Origin of the sequence: Pararhizobium mangrovi (assembly GCF_006516965.1) — a bacterium.
GTDB classification, from domain to species: domain Bacteria; phylum Pseudomonadota; class Alphaproteobacteria; order Rhizobiales; family Rhizobiaceae; genus Pararhizobium_B; species Pararhizobium_B mangrovi.
In genome coordinates this window covers 217513-234725 of the sequence record NZ_VHLH01000004.1, presented here as the reverse complement: position 1 = coordinate 234725, position 17213 = coordinate 217513, and the positions used below count along the sequence as shown (strand labels likewise).

Genomic DNA, 17213 nt, shown 5'->3' with positions numbered 1-17213 from the left:
CGGAGACGGACCGTGTGATGATCTGCGGCTCGATGGAGATGCTGAACGACACGAAGGCGATGGCCGAAAGCTTCGGGCTCGAAGAGGGTGCGAACAGCGCGCCGGCGACCTTCGTCGTGGAACGCGCCTTCGTCGGCTGACTTACTGGCTTGAGCTCGTCCGCATCAACGCTGAGCGTTTCGCCCGATCGAGCCGGGACTGGAACCCGAAGACGCAGGATGCGTTCACACCCCACACGAACGGGGAGTGCCCATGGACCTGATCCGCATCATCTTCGCCATCATCCTGCCGCCGGTCGGCGTCTTCATGCAGGTCGGCCTCGGCAAGCAGTTCTGGCTGAACATCCTGCTGACCCTGCTCGGCTACATTCCCGGCATCGTCCACGCCGTCTGGGTCATCGCCAAATACTAGGGTCGCGGTAGGTTCTACGCGCCTCGCGTGATCGGGCCTTCGCGCAGGCAATGGACCACGCACGGTTCGCCGGCATCGGCGGCCGGCGCGTAGGGCGGGCGGACCACGAGAGCGTCGGCTTGCGCGAAGACGCGCATCATCGACGAATCCTGCCGCTCGAAGGGCGTGGCGACCAGTTCGCCTTCGTCTCCGAGGGAAAGTCTGGCTCGCATGTAATCCTGGCGTTCGTCGTTCGCGCCGACGGCACGGCCGAGAACGGCGGTTCGCCGATCGTCCCGTTCGATACCGCCGGCAAGCCGGATGACGAGCGGGCGCAGGAAGAGATGGGCACAGACAAGGCTCGAGACCGGATTTCCGGGCAGGCCGAGCACGCGCTGCCGACCCAGCCGGCCGAACATCAGCGGCTTGCCGGGGCGCATGGCGATCTTCCAGAAATCGAGCGCCATGCCGCGTCGCGACAGCGCTTCCCGAACGAGGTCGTGGTCGCCGACCGAAGCGCCGCCGAGCGTCACGAGCACGTCCGCGCCCGCTGCATCGCCACGATCGATCGCTGCGTCGAGGCTTGCGAAATCGTCCGGCGCGACGCCGAGATCGATCGCGACCCCGCCGGCTTCCTCGACGATCGCCCGAACGCCGAAACCGTTGGAAGCGATGATCTGGTCGACTGCCGGCGTTTCGCCCGGAAGTACGAGTTCGTCGCCGGTCGCAAGGATCGCCACGCGCGGACGTCGCCGCACGGGCACCTCGGCATGGTTCATGGCAGCCGCGAGCATCAGCCGTCCGGCATCGAGGATGTCGCCGGCGCCGAGCAGCCGGTCGCCCTCGCGAAAGTCGAGACCGGCAGCGCGGATGTGCCGGCCCCGCTCCGTCATCTCGCGAAAGGTGATGCGATCGTCGGCATGCCGCTCGACGTTTTCCTGAATGACGACGGTGTCGGCACCTTCGGGCAATGGGGCGCCCGTGAAGATGCGCACCGCCTGTCCGGCACCGACGCCGCCCCCGAAACCGTGGCCGGCCGACGACGTTCCGACGACGCGCAGTTCACCGGTGCCGTCGGCGATATCCGCATGCCGCACCGCATAGCCGTCCATCGCCGATGCGCTGAAGGGTGGCTGCGTCCGTGTGGCGGCGAGATCGCGCGCGAGATGCCGTAAACGCGCGTCGCGCAGCGGAACGCTTTCTTCGTCCATGATCGGCACGGCATCGGCAAGGACGCGAGCGATCGCCTCTTCGAGCGCGAGCAGCGCCATTCATGTCTCTCCGGTGCTTGCCGCGCGAGACCAGTCGCCGGACTTGCCGCCGCTCTTGGACAGAAGCCGCGTCTCGCCGATCTCCATGCCCTTGTCGGCAGCTTTCGCCATGTCGTAGATCGTCAGGCAGGCGATGCTGACGGCCGTCAGCGCTTCCATCTCGACGCCGGTTCTGCCGGAAAGGCGCACCGTCGCCTCCACGCGCAGCCCCGCACCGTCGTCGCGTTCCGTAATCGCGACGCCGACCTTGGTGAGCATCAGCGGATGGCAGAGCGGGATCAGCGAGGCGGTGTTCTTGGCCGCCATGATGCCGGCGATGCGTGCGGTGCCGATCACGTCGCCCTTCTTGGCGTTGCCGGAGCGTATGAGTTCCAGCGTCTCGGGCTTCATGAAGACCGACCCTTCGGCGACGGCGACCCGTTCGGTCTCCGCTTTTCCGCCGACATCGACCATGTCGGCCGTGCCGTTGGCATCGATATGGGAAAGGGCGTCGGCCATGGGGTCACTCCGCCGCCGTGCGTTCGGTCTCGGTGAGAAGCCTTGCGGTCGCTGCGGCCACATCGGCCTGGCGCATCAGGCTTTCGCCGACGAGAAAGGTGGAGATGCCGCTTTCTGCGAGTATGCGGCAATCGGCATGGGTGAAGATGCCGCTTTCGGCGACCAGATGGCTTTCTTTCGGCGCCAGCTTCGCAAGCCGCGTCGCGACGGAAAGATCCACCTCGAAGGTTCTGAGGTCGCGGTTGTTGATGCCGACGAGGTGAGTGCCGAGCGCATGCGCCCGTGCCATCTCCGCCTCGTCGTGGACCTCGACCAGCACGTCCATGGCGAGTTCGCCCGCCGCATCGGCGAGTTCATGCGCAAGCGCATCGTCCACGGCCGCGAGGATGATAAGGATCGCATCCGCACCCCATGCGCGCGCCTCATAGACCTGATAGGTGTCGAAGAGGAAGTCCTTGCGCAGGGCGGGAAGCGAGCACGCCGCGCGAGCGCTCGTCAGGAACTCCGGACGTCCCTGAAAGGAGGGATTGTCGGTCAGCACCGAAAGGCAGGTCGCGCCACCGGCTTCATAGCGTGCCGCGAGCGACGGCGGATCGAAATCCTCACGGATGAGGCCCTTCGACGGGCTCGCTTTCTTGATTTCGGCGATCAGCGCGAAGGCACCGGCATCGCGGCGCGCGTCGAGGGCCTTGCGAAAACCGCGCGGTCCATCGAGATCGCGGATCGCCGCGCGAAGTTCGGCGAGCGGGCGCGCGCTCCTGGCCGAAGCGATCTCCTCACGCTTGTAGGCTTCGATCCGCGTCAGGATGTTGCTCATTCGGCCTTGCTCCATGGATTTCGTGCGAAAACCGGTGATCGGTCGCTCGGGCCGTAGCACGTTTCAGCGTCGTGCGTCCGCCTTGGCGTGGATATTGGAAACGCTCACCAGCTTTTCGAGGACAGCGAGAGCGGCGCCACTCTCGATGGTGCCCGCGGCGATCTCCATGCCTTCGCCGAGTGTCGCCACGCGTCCGGCGACGACGAGGGCGGCACCCGCATTGAGCACGGAGATATCGCGATACGCGTTGCGCTCGCCGGTCAGGACCGCACGCAGGGCCGCAGCATTGTGCACGCCGTCGCCGCCCTTGAGCGCGCTCAGATCGACACGATCCACGCCGAGGTCGCGCGCGTCGATCTCTTCGGTGCGGATCGCTCCGTCTTCGAGGATGGCGACGGTGTTCGATCCGGTCGTCGTCAGCTCGTCCAGACCGTCGCCGTGCACGACCCAGACGCGCTCCACGCCGAGATCTCGCAGCACCTCGGCAAGCGGCTCGACCCATTCGCGCGCGTAGACACCGAGAAGCTGGCGCTTCACGCTTGCCGGATTGGCGAGCGGACCGAGAAGATTGAAGATCGTGCGCGTGCCAAGTTCGACCCGCGAGGGACCGACATGGCGCATTGCCGAATGATGGTTCGGCGCGAACATGAAGCCGAGCCCGGCCTCACGCACGCATGCGGCAATGCCTTCGGGCGAAAGCTCCAGATTGACGCCGAGCGCCGTCAGCGCATCCGCCGTGCCCGATTTCGAGGAAAGGGCACGATTGCCGTGCTTTGCGACCGGAACGCCGGCCGCCGCGGTCAGAAACGCAGCGCAGGTCGAAACGTTGTACGTGCCAGCACCGTCGCCGCCGGTCCCGACGATGTCGATCGCGTCGGCGGGCGCCTCGACGGGGACCATTCGCGCGCGCATCGAACGCACGGCGCCGACGATCTCGGGCACCGTTTCGCCGCGCACCCTCAGCGCCATCAGAAAGCCGCCAATCTGGCTCGGCGTTGCGTTGCCCGCCATCATCACGTCGAAGGCCTCGCGCGCGGCGTCGGCATCGAGGCGCTCACCGTCGGCAATCCGCGCGATCGCACTCTTCAGATCGGTCATGCGCCTCTCGTCTTCGCCATGAGCGGGCGGGTCCATGCTATAAGCAGGCGGGTCGATGCCATGAGCAGGCGGGTCAATATTGCTGGATGGCCTGCTGGCCCAACTGCTGGTTGATCGAGACGCCGTATTTCTTCTGCAGCATCGTGACCATCTCACCGAACACCGTGTTCTTCATCCGGTTCGTCATGGCCGTCAACGCCTGGTCGGGCAGGGCGTCGTAGCCCTGCTGCGTGCCGTTATGGACGCCGGTGACGTGAAGCACGATCTGTTCCGGCGGGTTGGCGGCCGGCGCCACCGCGACGAGCCCCTGCGGTCCTTCGAACGCTGCCGCAACCGCCGCATCGCCGAAGACAGCGTCGCCGCCGCTTCGCTTGATGCCCTGTTTCGTCTGCAGGCCGACGCCGAGTTCGTCGGCGACGGCCTTGAGCGTCGTATCGCCGGTGATCTTCTTGCGGATCGCCTTCGCCTTGGCGGCGACGGCCTTGTCCGTCTGTTCGGCCTTCCAGTCGCTCGCCACCTGGTCGCGGACCTCCTTCAACGGGCGCTGATGTGCCTTGTCGACGTTCAGCACTTCCACCCAGAGATAGCCGGCGGTGCCGTAGTTCAGCGGCTGGATTTCCTCGCCCTGCGGATTGTCGAAGGCCGCCTTCAAAAGTTCGCCCTGCTTGGGAAGATCGAGCTTCTTGCCCTTCGGCGTCTCGCCCTGGCGGTTCACGGCATCGACGACGACAGGCTTCAGGCCCTCCTTCTTGGCCGCTTCCACCAGGCTCGCCCCACCCGCGCGGTCGTCCTGGTAGCTCGTCAGCACGTCCGAGATGCGATCGCCGGCGTTTTGCGTGGCGATCTGCTTGCGGATCTCGCCCTCGACCTGATCGAAGGGCTTGGTATTGCCCGCCTCGATGTTCGTGACCTTGAGAATGACCGGCCCGAACGCGCCCTTGACCACACCCGAGGTGTCGCCGGCGTTCTTCAGCGAAAAGGCGGCTTCGGCGAGGTTCTTGCCGGGAAAATCCTTGCGGCTGAACGTTCCGAGCTTGATGTCGTCGGCGCTCTTGCCCTGTTCCTTGGCGAGCGCTTCGAAGGACGTGCCCTCATCGAGCTTGTCTTTCGCGGCTTCGGCGACCTTCTGGTCGGGGAAGGACAGCTGCTCAACCGTGCGCCTTTCGGGCGTACCGTACTGGTCGGCGTTCTGCTCGTAATATTCCCGCGCCTGCTTTTCGGAAACGGAACCCGGATCGGCGATCGTCTGGGGCGTCAGCGCGGCATAGGCGATCTTGCGGAATTCCGATGCCTGATAGTCGCTCTTGTGCGCGTCGTAATAGGATTGCAGCTGCTTGTCGCTCGGATCCCCGATCGGGTCGATCATGTCCTTCGTGACGAGCAGATATTCCACGTCCCGGGTCGCGTTCTCGTGCTGCAGCGTGGCGTTGACGAGGGTCACAGGCGGCTGCATGCCGCCCGCGAGCGCCTCGACGATCTGCCGGCGCACGGCGGCGTGACCCTGGTCGGCGATGTAGTCCTTCTGCGTCATGCCGGCATTGGCAAGCGTGCTCTGGAACGTCTGGCGGCTGAAATTGCCGGACGAATCCTGGAAAGCCGGATCGGAGCCGATCGTCTTGGCGAGTTCGTCCTGCGAAATGCCGAGATCCATGTTTTCGGCCAGCTGGTCGAGCGTCGCGCTCGATGCGAGCTGCGAATAGACGCGTTGTTCCACGCCGAGCGCCTTGGCCTGTTCGGGCGTCAGCTGCGTGTTGAACTGCTGGGAAAGCATGGCGAGGTCGCGCCGGTAGGCAAGGCGGAACTCGTTCGACGAGACGTCGATATTGCCGACCTTGACGACCGCATCGCCGCCGCCGATCCCGTTCATCACCGTGCCGGAGATACCCCACACGCCGAACGAGAGAACGAGAACGATCAGAAGCAGCTTGGCGGCCCAGGTCTGGGCGGCGCGGCGCATCAAGTCCATCATGGCGGTGTCGACCTCGTCGCTGTTTTTTAAGCGTTCCGGTGGTGATTTCGCGCACCTGATAGCCGAAAGAACCGGTAAATTGAAGAGCGCGGAGCGAATTGGCAGGTGCTTCGTTCACCCGCGATCGTTGTCGCGCACGGTCGCCATCTGATAGGCGGCGTGAAACGACAAAAGGGAGAGGTGTCATGACACCCGGCATTCGTCCGCTCGTGGCGGGCAACTGGAAAATGAACGGCCTGCGCGCGCGGCTCGGCGAGATCAAGCGCGTCGCGGATGCATCCGACGCGCTGGCGCCGAACTGCGATCTCCTCCTGTGCCCGCCGGCGACGCTCACCTACGTCGCGACGACGCTTGCACAAGATACGGCACTTTGTATCGGCGGGCAGGATTGCCACCCCGAGAGTTCCGGCGCGCACACGGGCGACGTTTCCGCGGCGATGCTCGCGGACTGCTTCGCGACTCACGTCATCGCCGGCCATTCCGAGCGTCGGGCCGATCACGGCGAGAGTGACGACCTCGTGCGGCAAAAGGCCGAAGCCGCCCATGCGGCCGGATTGATCGCCATCGTGTGCGTCGGCGAAACCCGATTCGAACGCGAAAACGGAGAGACGATCGCGGTCGTCGGCCGCCAGCTCGAAGGTTCGCTGCCGGTGGGTGCCACGGCCAGGAACACCGTCATCGCCTATGAGCCAGTCTGGGCGATCGGCACCGGACTGACGCCCTCGCTCGAGGATATCGGCGAGGTTCACGATTTCCTGCGCCAGCGCACGGAAACGCTCGCACCCGGTATGCGGCTGCTGTACGGTGGCTCCGTGAAGCCGGACAACGCCGGCGCCATCATGGGCGTCGCCAATGTCGACGGAGCACTCGTCGGCGGTGCGAGCCTCGATGCGGGCGGCTTTCTCGCGATCGCCGAGGCGACGGCGCAGCCGGACGCCCCGTGACGTTTTGACGGCAGGTCCGGCCGGCGGGGTTGGAAAGCCCCGCGGCGTCGTGTAATGACCCGCCCAACTCGATTTTCCCCCTTTTTGCGCCCGGAAAGCCTTTATGCACACGATCCTGATCGTCCTTCATCTCCTGATCGTCATCGCGCTGGTCGGCATCGTCCTCGTCCAGAAGTCCGAGGGCGGCGGTCTCGGGATCGGCGGCGGCTCCGGTTTCATGTCGGCGCGTGGTGCGGCCAACGCGCTGACACGCACGACGGGCATCTTGGCGGCGGCCTTCTTCGCCACCTCGCTCGGTCTCGGCCTTCTGGCCCGTTACGGCGGCGGCCCGACGGACATTCTCGACCGCATCCCCGTCCAGCAGGGCTCCGGCCAGAACGGCGACAATTCCGGTGGCACGCTCCTCGACCAGCTGAACCAGAGCGCACCGGACGGTAATGCCGGTACCGGTGGCAACCAGGCGAACGGTGGCACGGCCGGGCAGGGCGCGAACCAGAACGGCTCGACCAATGGCGGCAATGCCGGTGGCCAGTCCTCCACGCAGCAGCCGTCCTCCTCGAACGGCGGCAATGCGGCCGGGCAGGGCAACGGCCAGACGACGACCGGTGACGACGCTCGGTCCGGCGTTCCGACGGGCGGCGGAAGCGACGCGGGTGTCGGGAACGGTGCTGGCCAGAATGGCGGACAGAGTTCCAGCCAGGGCTCGGGCCAGAATAACGGTCAGCAGACGCCTTCGAACGATGACAATTCGGGAACGGATATGCCGACCGGTCAGTAATCTTTCGCCCATCCTCATCATCAAGGCCGGCGCCGCTTTCGCGGTTCCGGTTCCCTTTGCCTGCCGTTTGATCCGTCACGAAGCGTGGAAAAGGTCAAAATCGGGCTGGCGGAATCAGGTTTCAGGCGGTAACGGTTCACGCCCATGGCGCGATATGTCTTCATCACTGGCGGCGTGGTCTCCTCGCTTGGAAAAGGAATCGCTTCGGCTGCCCTCGGCGCATTGCTGCAGGCCCGAGGCTACCGGGTGCGGCTGCGCAAGCTCGACCCCTATCTGAACGTCGACCCGGGCACGATGAGCCCGACGCAGCACGGGGAGGTGTTCGTCACCGACGACGGTGCGGAAACCGACCTCGACCTCGGCCATTACGAGCGCTTTACCGGGCGTTCGGCCGTGCAGGCGGACAACATCACGACCGGCAGGCTATACAAGAACATCCTCGACAAGGAACGGCGCGGCGACTACCTCGGCGCCACCGTTCAGGTCATTCCGCACGTCACCAACGAGATCAAGGAGTTCGTCCTCGACGGCAACGAGGACTACGACTTCGTCCTGTGCGAGATCGGCGGCACGGTCGGCGACATCGAGGCGATGCCGTTCATGGAGGCGATCCGCCAGCTCGCCAACGACCTGCCGCGCGGCAATGCCGTCTATGTCCATCTGACGCTGATGCCGTTCATTGCCGCGGCCGGAGAGTTGAAGACCAAGCCGACGCAGCATTCCGTCAAGGAGCTTCAGGCGCTCGGCATCGCCCCCGACGTCCTGCTCGTGCGCGCGGACCGCGAGATTCCCGAAGAGGAACGGCGCAAGCTCTCGCTCTTCTGCAACGTTCGCCCCTCCGCCGTGATCCAAGCGCTCGACGTCGCAAGCATCTACGACGTGCCGATGGCCTATCACAGGGAAGGTCTCGACGACGAAGTGCTCGCCGCCTTCGGCATCGACCCCGCGCCGAAGCCGCGTCTGGGACCGTGGGAGGATCTGGCCGAGCGCATCCGCAAGCCGGAAGGCGAGGTGACGATCGCCATCGTCGGCAAGTACACCGGCCTGAAGGATGCCTACAAGTCGCTGACGGAAGCGCTCTACCACGGTGGTCTCGCGAACCACACGCGGGTGCGGATCGACTGGATCGAATCGGAAGTCTTCGAGAAGGAAGATCCCGCCTACTGGCTCGAGAAGGTCCACGGCATCCTGGTGCCCGGCGGCTTCGGCGAGCGCGGATCCGAGGGAAAGATCCATGCGGCGCAGTTCGCACGCGAACGCAAGGTGCCGTATTTCGGAATCTGCTTCGGCATGCAGATGGCCGTCGTCGAGGCCGCGCGCAATCTGGCGAAGATCGAGAAGGCTTCGAGCACGGAGTTTGGTCCGACAGAGGAACCGGTCGTCGGCCTGATGACGGAATGGCTGCGCGGAAACATGCTCGAAAAGCGCTCGTCGAGCGGCGATCTCGGCGGCACGATGCGGCTCGGTGCCTATACCGCGCGGCTCGAGGAAGGCTCGCGGATCGCCGGCATCTACGAAAAGCTGGAGATTTCGGAGCGCCACCGCCATCGCTACGAGGTGAATGTCGGCTACAAGGAACGCCTCGAAGAGAGCGGGCTCGTCTTCGCCGGCATGTCGCCGGACGGCGTGCTGCCCGAGACGATCGAATATGCCGACCATCCCTGGTTCGTTGGCGTGCAGTTCCACCCCGAACTGAAGAGCCGGCCGCTGGAACCCCATCCGCTGTTTTCGAGCTTCGTTGCTGCCGCGCTGGAGCAATCGCGGCTCGTATGAGCGCGTGCGGCATCCGGCAGGCCGAACGCGAAGCCGCTCGGCTTGCTTGATATCCGGCGAGAAAGCGGGCAAATCCTCGGCATGAGCACGAGAAGCGAGCTTCCCCGCGCCGTCGACCACGCGGTCCTGCCGACAGCCGATCTCGCCGTCGCGCGTGGCAGGCTGGAATCCCTCGGCTTTGCGGTCGCGCCGGAGGCGAACCATCCCTTCGGCACGAAGAACGCCTGCGTCTTTTTCGCCGACGGCACCTATCTCGAGCCGCTCGCGATCGCCTCGCGCGAGACCTGCGAGGCGGAAGCGCGGGCCGGCAACGTCTTCGTCGCGCGGGACTACGCCTACCGCTTTCGAAACGGTGACGACGGCTTCTCCGCCGTCGCCTTCGTGAGCCAGGACGCCTCTGCCGACCATGCGACATTCGCACGCGAAGGGATGTCGGCGGGCGCTCCGCTTTCGTTCGCGCGAGCCGTCCGCGCACCGGACGGGGGGAAAACGCGACGCCGGCTTCCGCCTGGCCTTCGCCGCGGACCTGCGCGCGCCGGACGCGACCTTCTTTACATGCGAGCGCGTCGGCGAGGTGGCGCTTGCTGCCGAGGACGCGACGACGCACGCAAACGGCGTTTCCGGCATCGCCGAAATCGTCATGAGCGAGCCGAACCCTTCCGATTTCCAGTATTTCCTGCAGGCGCTTGCCCGGCAGCGCCACGTCGATTCGCGCTCCTTCGGCCTTTCCATGGAAACCTCGAACGCCCGCCTTTCGGTCTTGACGCCGGAAGGGTTCGAGGCGTTCTTCGGGGAAACGGTCGAAAGTCGCGAGCGTGGTCTGCGCTTTGCCGGTATCGTCTTTCGGGTCGGCTCGCTCGCCGCGGTCGAGACATGCCTGCGCGAAACCGGCGTCGCAGTCCGCCGCAAGGGTGCACGCCTCGTCGTGCCGCCGGCGACGGGCCAGGGCTGCACATTCGCCTTCGAGGAAGCGCCATGATCACGAGACCGAATGCGACCGTCACGGTCGGCGAAGGCGAAAAGGCCGTTGCCTTTTCCAACACCGGCCGGCTCACCCTGATTGCCGGTCCCTGCCAGATGGAAAGCCGCGAGCACGCCTTCGACATGGCCGGCATGCTCATGGAGATCTGTGCCGAACGGGATATAGGCCTCGTCTACAAGTCCTCCTTCGACAAGGCGAACCGTACGTCGCTTTCCGGCCAGCGTGGCATGGGGCTGGAAAAAAGCCTCGCCGTGTTCGAGGAACTGCGTGCCGAGTTCGGCCTTCCCGTGCTCACCGACGTGCATTCGCCCGAACAGTGCGCGACCGTCGCGAAGGTCGTCGACATTCTCCAGATCCCGGCCTTTCTCTGTCGCCAGACGGATCTGCTTGTCGCGGCCGCCGCGACCGGGCGGGCGATCAACGTCAAGAAGGGCCAGTTCCTTGCGCCCTGGGACATGAAGAACGTGCTCGCCAAGATCACGGGAAGCGGCAACCCGAACGTGCTTCTGACCGAGCGCGGCGTCTCCTTCGGTTACAACACCCTCGTTTCCGACATGCGCGCGCTGCCGATCATGGCGGGCCTCGGAGCACCGGTGATCTTCGATGCCACCCATTCGGTGCAGCAGCCCGGCGGCCAGGGCGGTGCGACCGGCGGCCAGCGCGAATTCGTCGAGACGCTGGCGCGCGCTGCCGTCGCCGTCGGCGTCGCGGGTGTCTTCGTCGAAACGCACGAGGACCCGGACAACGCGCCGTCCGACGGCCCGAACATGGTGCCGATCGAGGACATGCCGCGGCTTCTCGACAGGCTGCTTGCCCTCGATGCGGTCGCCAAGAGCTGAGCGGCGTCCGCGCGTCTTCGTCCGATTGCACGAATTCGGCGTATTGATTAAGGCTTCCCGCGAAAACAGAAATCCATCGTCAGGAGAGACGTTATGACCGCCATTACAGATGTCGTGGGCCGCGAAATCCTCGACAGCCGCGGCAACCCCACCGTGGAAGTCGACGTCGTTCTCGAGGACGGGTCCATGGGCCGCGCGGCCGTTCCCTCCGGCGCCTCGACCGGGGCGCACGAGGCCGTCGAGCTTCGCGATGGCGGCGAACGCTATCTCGGCAAGGGCGTCGAGAACGCCGTCGATTCGGTGAATACCGAACTGTTCGAGGCCGTCGTCGGCCTCGAAGCGGAAAACCAGATGCTGATCGATCGCACGCTGATCGATCTCGACGGTACGGAGAACAAGTCGCGGCTCGGCGCGAACGCAATCCTCGGCGTCTCGCTCGCCGTTGCCAAGGCGGCTGCGGACGCTTCCGGCCTGCCGCTCTACCGCTATGTCGGCGGCACCAGCGCGCATGTCCTGCCGGTGCCGATGATGAACATCATCAATGGCGGCGAGCATGCGGACAACCCGATCGACTTCCAGGAATTCATGATTCTCCCGGTAGGTGCGGACTCGCTGCGTGAGGCGGTGCGCATGGGTGCCGAAGTCTTCCATACGCTGAAGAAGCAGCTCTCCAAGGACGGCTTCAACACCAATGTCGGCGACGAGGGCGGTTTCGCGCCCGACATCAAGAGCGCCGAGGATGCGTTGAAATTCATCATGCGGGCGATCGAGACCGCCGGCTACAAGCCGGGTGACGATATCTGCCTCGGGCTCGACTGCGCGGCGAACGAGTTCTTCGAGGACGGCAAGTACGTCATGAAGGGCGAGGGACGTACGCTCGATTCGAACGAGATGGCCGATTACATCGAGTACCTCGTCGACACCTACCCGCTCGTCACCGTCGAGGACGGCATGCAGGAAGACGACTGGGAGGGATGGAAGACGCTGACGAAGAAGATCGGCCACAAGTGCCAGCTCGTCGGCGACGATCTGTTCGTCACCAATACCGAACGGCTGACGAGCGGCATCGAGATGGGCGTCGCCAACTCCATCCTCGTCAAGGTGAACCAGATCGGCTCGCTGACGGAGACGCTCGACGCGGTTTCGACGGCCCACCGCGCCGGTTATACGGCGGTGATCTCGCACCGCTCGGGCGAGACCGAGGATTCGACGATCGCCGACCTCGCCGTCGCGACCAATTGCGGACAGATCAAGACCGGTTCGCTCTCGCGTTCGGACCGGCTGGCGAAATACAACCAGCTGATCCGCATCGAGGAGGACCTCGGCGACCAGGCCGTCTTCGCCGGACGCAGCGTCTTCGGCCGATGAGGCGCCTGCGGCAAAGCCGCACGGCGTGGTCAACGCCCGGTTAACGCTTCGGCGCTAGGCTCCGACGAAACCCGTTTTGCGTCTCGTCTTCCGGAGCCTGTCGCCCATGGTCATGCGTACCAAGCACCGCCGCCAGTCGCGGCTCGGCCGCCTTACGGTTCCCTGCCTGGCGGCCGTGTTCCTGAGCTATTTCGGCTACCACGCGGTGAACGGCGATCTCGGCCTCAATGCGCGTGTCCAGCTCGAAGCAAAGAGGGCGGAACTGAGCAAGACGCTCGACGGGCTGCGCCACCAGCGCGAGGGGCTCGAACAGAGGGCCTCTCTGCTCAAGGGCGATACGCTCGATCGCGACATGCTCGACATACAGTCGCGCGAGATGCTCGACGTCACCAGCCCCGACGACATCGTCATATTCAGGCGATCGAATTAACCGCAATCTGGTTAAGCGCTACTTTATCGGCTTTTTTCAGCGGTTTGGCGTGCAAGAGAGGCATGCAATATTGGCATTGCCGGCCTACCTTCTTTTGCCTATGTTCATGCGAACAAAGACGTGAAGGGAGGCATGCATGGCCGCGCGCAAGTCCGCATCGTCCAGCCGGCGGAAAACCGGCTCTTCGTCGCGATCCACCAAACCTTCGATCGGCGACAAGATCGCGGACTTCTCCAAGGACGAGGAGTTCGACGCGCTGCGCCGGATGCTTCTGATCCGCCGCTTCGAGGAAAAGGCCGGCCAGCTCTACGGCATGGGCTTCATCGGCGGCTTCTGCCACCTCTATATCGGTCAGGAGGCCGTCGTCACCGGCATGCAGCTGACGCTGCAGGACGGCGATCAGGTCATCACCGGCTATCGGGACCACGGCCATATGCTGGCAACCGGTATGTCGCCGCGCGGCGTGATGGCGGAGCTGACGGGGCGTCAGGGCGGCTATTCCAAGGGGAAGGGCGGCTCGATGCACATGTTCTCCAAGGAAAAGAACTTCTACGGCGGCCACGGCATCGTCGGCGTGCCGGCGCCCCTCGGGGCGGGTCTGGCGCTCGCCAACCAGTACCGCGAGAACGGCTTCGTCAGCCTCACCTATTTCGGCGACGGCGCGGCCAATCAGGGCCAGGTCTACGAAAGCTTCAACATGGCCTCGCTATGGAAGCTGCCGGTGGTCTTCATCATCGAGAACAACCGCTACGCCATGGGCACCTCGGTCGCGCGTTCTTCCGCGCAACCTGCCTTTTCCGAACGCGGCGCCTCGTTCAAGATCCCCGGTTTCCATGTCGACGGCATGGACATTCGCGCCGTCAAGGCGGCCGGCGAGGAGGCGACCGACTGGGCGCGCTCCGGCAAGGGTCCGGTGATCCTCGAGATGGAGACCTACCGCTATCGCGGCCACTCGATGTCGGATCCGGCGAAGTATCGTACGCGCGACGAGGTGCAGAAGATGCGTTCCGAGCACGATCCGATCGAGCAGGTACGCAAGCGCATCCTCGACAACGAATGGGCGGACGAGGACGAACTGAAAGCCATCGACAAGGAGATCCGCGACCAGGTCTCCGATGCGGCGGACTTCGCCCAGTCCGATCCGGAGCCGGACGAGTCCGAGCTTTACACGGACATTCTGCTTTAGGGATCGGGAGAGAGCGAACCCATGTCAACGCAAGTCCTCATGCCCGCGCTTTCCCCGACGATGGAGGAAGGCACGCTCGCCAAATGGAACAAGAAGGAAGGCGATACGGTCGAGATCGGTGACGTGATCGCCGAGATCGAGACCGACAAGGCCACGATGGAGTTCGAGGCCGTCGAGGAAGGAACGCTCGGCAAGATCCTCGTTTCCGAAGGTACGGAGAACGTCAAGGTCAACACGCCGATCGCCGTGCTGCTCGAAGAAGGCGAAAGCGCCGACGACGTCGACGAGGCCGCGCCGCCAACCGGCGGCAACGGTGCTGCGAAGGATGGCGGCGAAGCGGACGAAAGTTCGCAGAAGGAGAAAGCTGCTTCCGACGAGGGCAAGAAGAAGGCCCCGGCGCAGCCGAAGCAGGCAGAGGTTCCGGCCGATCCCGACATTCCCGAAGGCACGGAAATGGTCGAGACCACCGTGCGCGAGGCGTTGCGCGACGCGATGGCCGAAGAGCTGCGTCGCGATGGCGACGTCTTCGTCATGGGCGAGGAAGTCGCCGAATACGAAGGCGCCTACAAGATCACGCAAGGGCTGCTCTCCGAGTTCGGCGCCAAGCGCATCATCGACACGCCGATTACCGAGCACGGCTTCGCCGGCGTCGGCGTCGGTGCGGCGATGGCGGGCCTGAAGCCGATCGTCGAGTTCATGACCTTCAACTTCGCCATGCAGGCGATCGACCAGATCGTCAACTCGGCGGCGAAGACGCTCTACATGTCCGGCGGCCAGATGGGTGCGCCCATCGTCTTCCGCGGCCCGAACGGTGCGGCCGCGCGCGTCGGCGCGCAGCATTCGCAGTGCTACGGCGCGTGGTACAGCCACATTCCGGGCCTCAAGGTCGTCATGCCCTATACGGCAGCCGACGCGAAGGGCCTGCTCAAGGCGGCCGTGCGCGACCCGAACCCCGTCATGTTCCTCGAAAACGAGATCCTCTACGGCCAGACCTTCGAGGTTCCGAAGCTCGACGACTTCGTGCTGCCGATCGGCCGCGCGCGGACGCATCGCGAGGGGGCGGATTGCACGATTGTCTCCTTCGGCATCGGCATGACCTACGCCATCAAGGCTGCCGAAGAGTTGTCCGGCATGGGCATCGAGTGCGAGATCATCGATCTGCGTACCATCCGCCCGATGGACCTCTCCTCGACGATCGAGTCGGTGAAGAAGACCAAGCGGCTCGTGACGGTGGAAGAGGGTTTCCCGCAGTCCTCGATCGGCACTGAGATCGCGACGCGGGTCATGCAGCAGGCCTTCGACTATCTCGATGCGCCGATCGCGACCATCGCCGGCAAGGACGTGCCCATGCCCTACGCCGCCAATCTGGAAAAGCTCGCCCTTCCGAACGTCGAAGAAGTCATCGACGCCGTGAAGGCGGTCACCTACACGGCGTAAGGGGGAGCGCGTCATGCCCATCAACATCACGATGCCGGCCCTTTCTCCCACGATGGAGGAAGGCAATCTCGCCAAATGGCTGATCAAGGAAGGCGACAGCGTCTCGCCCGGTGATGCCATCGCCGAGATCGAGACGGACAAGGCTACGATGGAAGTCGAGGCCGTCGACGAGGGCACGCTTGCCAAGATCGTCGTGCCGGACGGTACCGAAGGCGTGAAGGTCAACGCGCTGATCGGCGTGCTTGCCGAAGAGGGCGAGGATCCCGCCGACGCAGCCAAGGCTGCCGAAGACGGTGGCGGCGGATCGTCCGACCGCTCGGGCAAGGCCGAGCAGGCCAAGGCCGAAGAGACCGCCGGCGGCGCGGCCGACGAGGCGCAGGCAAAGAGCAGCGAAACGCCCAAGGAGGGTGATACGCCGCAGGCCGACAAGGCGCCGGCCACCACGGGTACGCCGGCGCCGAAAAGCGAAAAAGGTGAGCGTATCTTCGCGTCGCCGCTCGCAAGGCGGCTCGCCAGGGAGGCCGGCCTCGACCTTTCGGCGGTGAAGGGTTCCGGTCCGCACGGACGTATCGTCCAGCGCGATATCGAAGAGGCGAAAGAGAAGGGTACGGCTACGCAGGCGGAGGCTTCGCAGGCGGGCAAGGCGGCTCAAGCCGCGCCCGATGCGCCGAAGCCGATGGCCGACGAGCAGGTGCTCAAGCTCTTCGAAGAAGGCTCCTACGAACTCAAGCCGCACGACGGCATGCGCAAGACGATCGCGCGGCGTCTCGTGCAGGCGAAGACGACCATCCCGCATTTCTACCTGACGGTGGACTGCGAACTGGACGCGTTGCTCGACCTTCGCAGGCAGATCAATGCTTCGGCGCCGATGCGAAAGAACGAGCACGGCGAGAAGCCGGCCTTCAAGCTTTCCGTCAACGACATGGTCATCAAGGCGATGGCACTGGCGCTGCGCGACATTCCGGAAGCGAACGTTTCCTGGACCGAGCAGGCGATGGTTCAGCACAAAAGCGTCAATGTCGGCGTCGCCGTCTCGATCGAGGGCGGGCTGATCACGCCGATCGTCAAGCGGGCCGAGGAGAAGAGCCTGTCGGCGATCTCCAACGAGATGAAGGATCTGGCGCGCCGTGCGCGCGACCGGAAGCTGCAGCCGCAGGAATACCAGGGCGGGGCGACGGCCGTTTCCAACCTCGGCATGTTCGGCATCAAGGACTTCGCCGCCGTCATCAACCCGCCGCACGCGACGATCCTCGCGGTTGGCGCGGGCGAGAAGCGGGCGGTCGTCAAGGACGATGCGGTCGGCGTCGCGACGATCATGTCGGTGACGCTTTCGACCGACCACCGGGCCGTCGACGGCGCGCTCGGCGCGGAAGTGCTGGCGGCGTTCAAGAACTACATCGAGAACCCGATGGGAATGCTCGTCTAGGGAGCCG

General features: G+C 65.0%; 14 protein-coding genes and 3 pseudogenes. 12 read left to right on the top strand and 5 right to left on the bottom strand.

Translation table 11 applies throughout. The features are described from left to right. Window positions 1-140, top strand: a pseudogene (locus FJU11_RS18545) (ferredoxin--NADP reductase); the annotation flags it as partial. A 112-nt stretch (window positions 141-252) separates the two neighbouring features. Further along, the gene (locus tag FJU11_RS04040; protein WP_141165736.1) at window positions 253-411 is read left to right on the top strand and encodes a YqaE/Pmp3 family membrane protein; all 159 of its coding nucleotides are present in this window, start codon (window positions 253-255) and stop codon (window positions 409-411) included. A 14-nt stretch (window positions 412-425) separates the two neighbouring features. On the opposite strand, the gene FJU11_RS04035 is transcribed toward FJU11_RS04040, so the two are convergent. The 5 genes from FJU11_RS04035 to FJU11_RS04015 form a co-directional block, all read right to left on the bottom strand. Beyond that, window positions 426-1661, bottom strand: a complete 1236-nt coding sequence (locus FJU11_RS04035) for a molybdopterin molybdotransferase MoeA (protein ID WP_141165735.1) — start codon at window positions 1659-1661, stop codon at window positions 426-428. Then, on the bottom strand, window positions 1662-2159 hold the full coding sequence (moaC, locus tag FJU11_RS04030) for a cyclic pyranopterin monophosphate synthase MoaC (RefSeq protein WP_141165734.1): 498 nt from the start codon (window positions 2157-2159) through the stop codon (window positions 1662-1664). Window positions 2160-2163: 4 nt separating this feature from the next. Beyond that, complete coding sequence (trpC, locus tag FJU11_RS04025) at window positions 2164-2976, bottom strand: indole-3-glycerol phosphate synthase TrpC (RefSeq protein WP_141165733.1); 813 nt, start codon at window positions 2974-2976, stop codon at window positions 2164-2166. Window positions 2977-3039: 63 nt separating this feature from the next. After that, a complete protein-coding gene (trpD, locus tag FJU11_RS04020) occupies window positions 3040-4074 on the bottom strand; it encodes an anthranilate phosphoribosyltransferase (RefSeq protein WP_141165732.1) in 1035 nt (344 codons plus the stop codon). A gap of 73 nt (window positions 4075-4147) precedes the next feature. Then, the gene (locus FJU11_RS04015; protein ID WP_141165731.1) at window positions 4148-6043 is read right to left on the bottom strand and encodes a peptidylprolyl isomerase; all 1896 of its coding nucleotides are present in this window, start codon (window positions 6041-6043) and stop codon (window positions 4148-4150) included. Between the two features lie 185 nt (window positions 6044-6228). Between FJU11_RS04015 and tpiA the strand changes: the two genes are divergently transcribed. From tpiA to FJU11_RS03965, 10 genes and pseudogenes are all read left to right on the top strand, one after another. Next, window positions 6229-6987, top strand: coding sequence for a triose-phosphate isomerase (gene tpiA / locus FJU11_RS04010; protein WP_141165730.1), 759 nt, complete (start codon window positions 6229-6231; stop codon window positions 6985-6987). Between the two features lie 103 nt (window positions 6988-7090). Beyond that, window positions 7091-7391, top strand: a pseudogene (gene secG, locus FJU11_RS18540) (preprotein translocase subunit SecG); the annotation flags it as partial. A gap of 518 nt (window positions 7392-7909) precedes the next feature. Next, window positions 7910-9538 carry a CTP synthase gene (locus FJU11_RS04000; RefSeq protein WP_141165728.1) on the top strand — a complete coding sequence of 543 codons (1629 nt, stop codon included), beginning with the start codon at window positions 7910-7912 and terminating at the stop codon, window positions 9536-9538. An 81-nt stretch (window positions 9539-9619) separates the two neighbouring features. Further along, window positions 9620-10517 (top strand): annotated as a pseudogene (locus FJU11_RS03995) (VOC family protein). Next, window positions 10514-11359 (top strand): 3-deoxy-8-phosphooctulonate synthase, encoded by an 846-nt coding sequence (gene kdsA, locus FJU11_RS03990; RefSeq protein ID WP_141165727.1) that lies wholly within the window; start codon window positions 10514-10516, stop codon window positions 11357-11359. Before FJU11_RS03995 ends, kdsA begins: the two are co-directional and overlap by 4 nt. 93 nt (window positions 11360-11452) lie before the next feature. Continuing rightward, window positions 11453-12727: a phosphopyruvate hydratase gene (gene eno / locus FJU11_RS03985; protein WP_141165726.1), complete on the top strand. Its 1275-nt coding sequence runs from the start codon at window positions 11453-11455 to the stop codon at window positions 12725-12727. 106 nt (window positions 12728-12833) lie between these two features. Beyond that, window positions 12834-13157: an FtsB family cell division protein gene (locus tag FJU11_RS03980; protein ID WP_141165725.1), complete on the top strand. Its 324-nt coding sequence runs from the start codon at window positions 12834-12836 to the stop codon at window positions 13155-13157. 136 nt (window positions 13158-13293) lie between these two features. After that, window positions 13294-14343: a pyruvate dehydrogenase (acetyl-transferring) E1 component subunit alpha gene (gene pdhA / locus FJU11_RS03975; protein ID WP_141165724.1), complete on the top strand. Its 1050-nt coding sequence runs from the start codon at window positions 13294-13296 to the stop codon at window positions 14341-14343. 21 nt (window positions 14344-14364) lie between these two features. Beyond that, window positions 14365-15780: a pyruvate dehydrogenase complex E1 component subunit beta gene (locus FJU11_RS03970; RefSeq protein ID WP_141165723.1), complete on the top strand. Its 1416-nt coding sequence runs from the start codon at window positions 14365-14367 to the stop codon at window positions 15778-15780. 13 nt (window positions 15781-15793) lie between these two features. Then, the gene (locus tag FJU11_RS03965) at window positions 15794-17206 is read left to right on the top strand and encodes a pyruvate dehydrogenase complex dihydrolipoamide acetyltransferase (protein ID WP_141165722.1); all 1413 of its coding nucleotides are present in this window, start codon (window positions 15794-15796) and stop codon (window positions 17204-17206) included. Window positions 17207-17213: the final 7 nt, after the last annotated feature.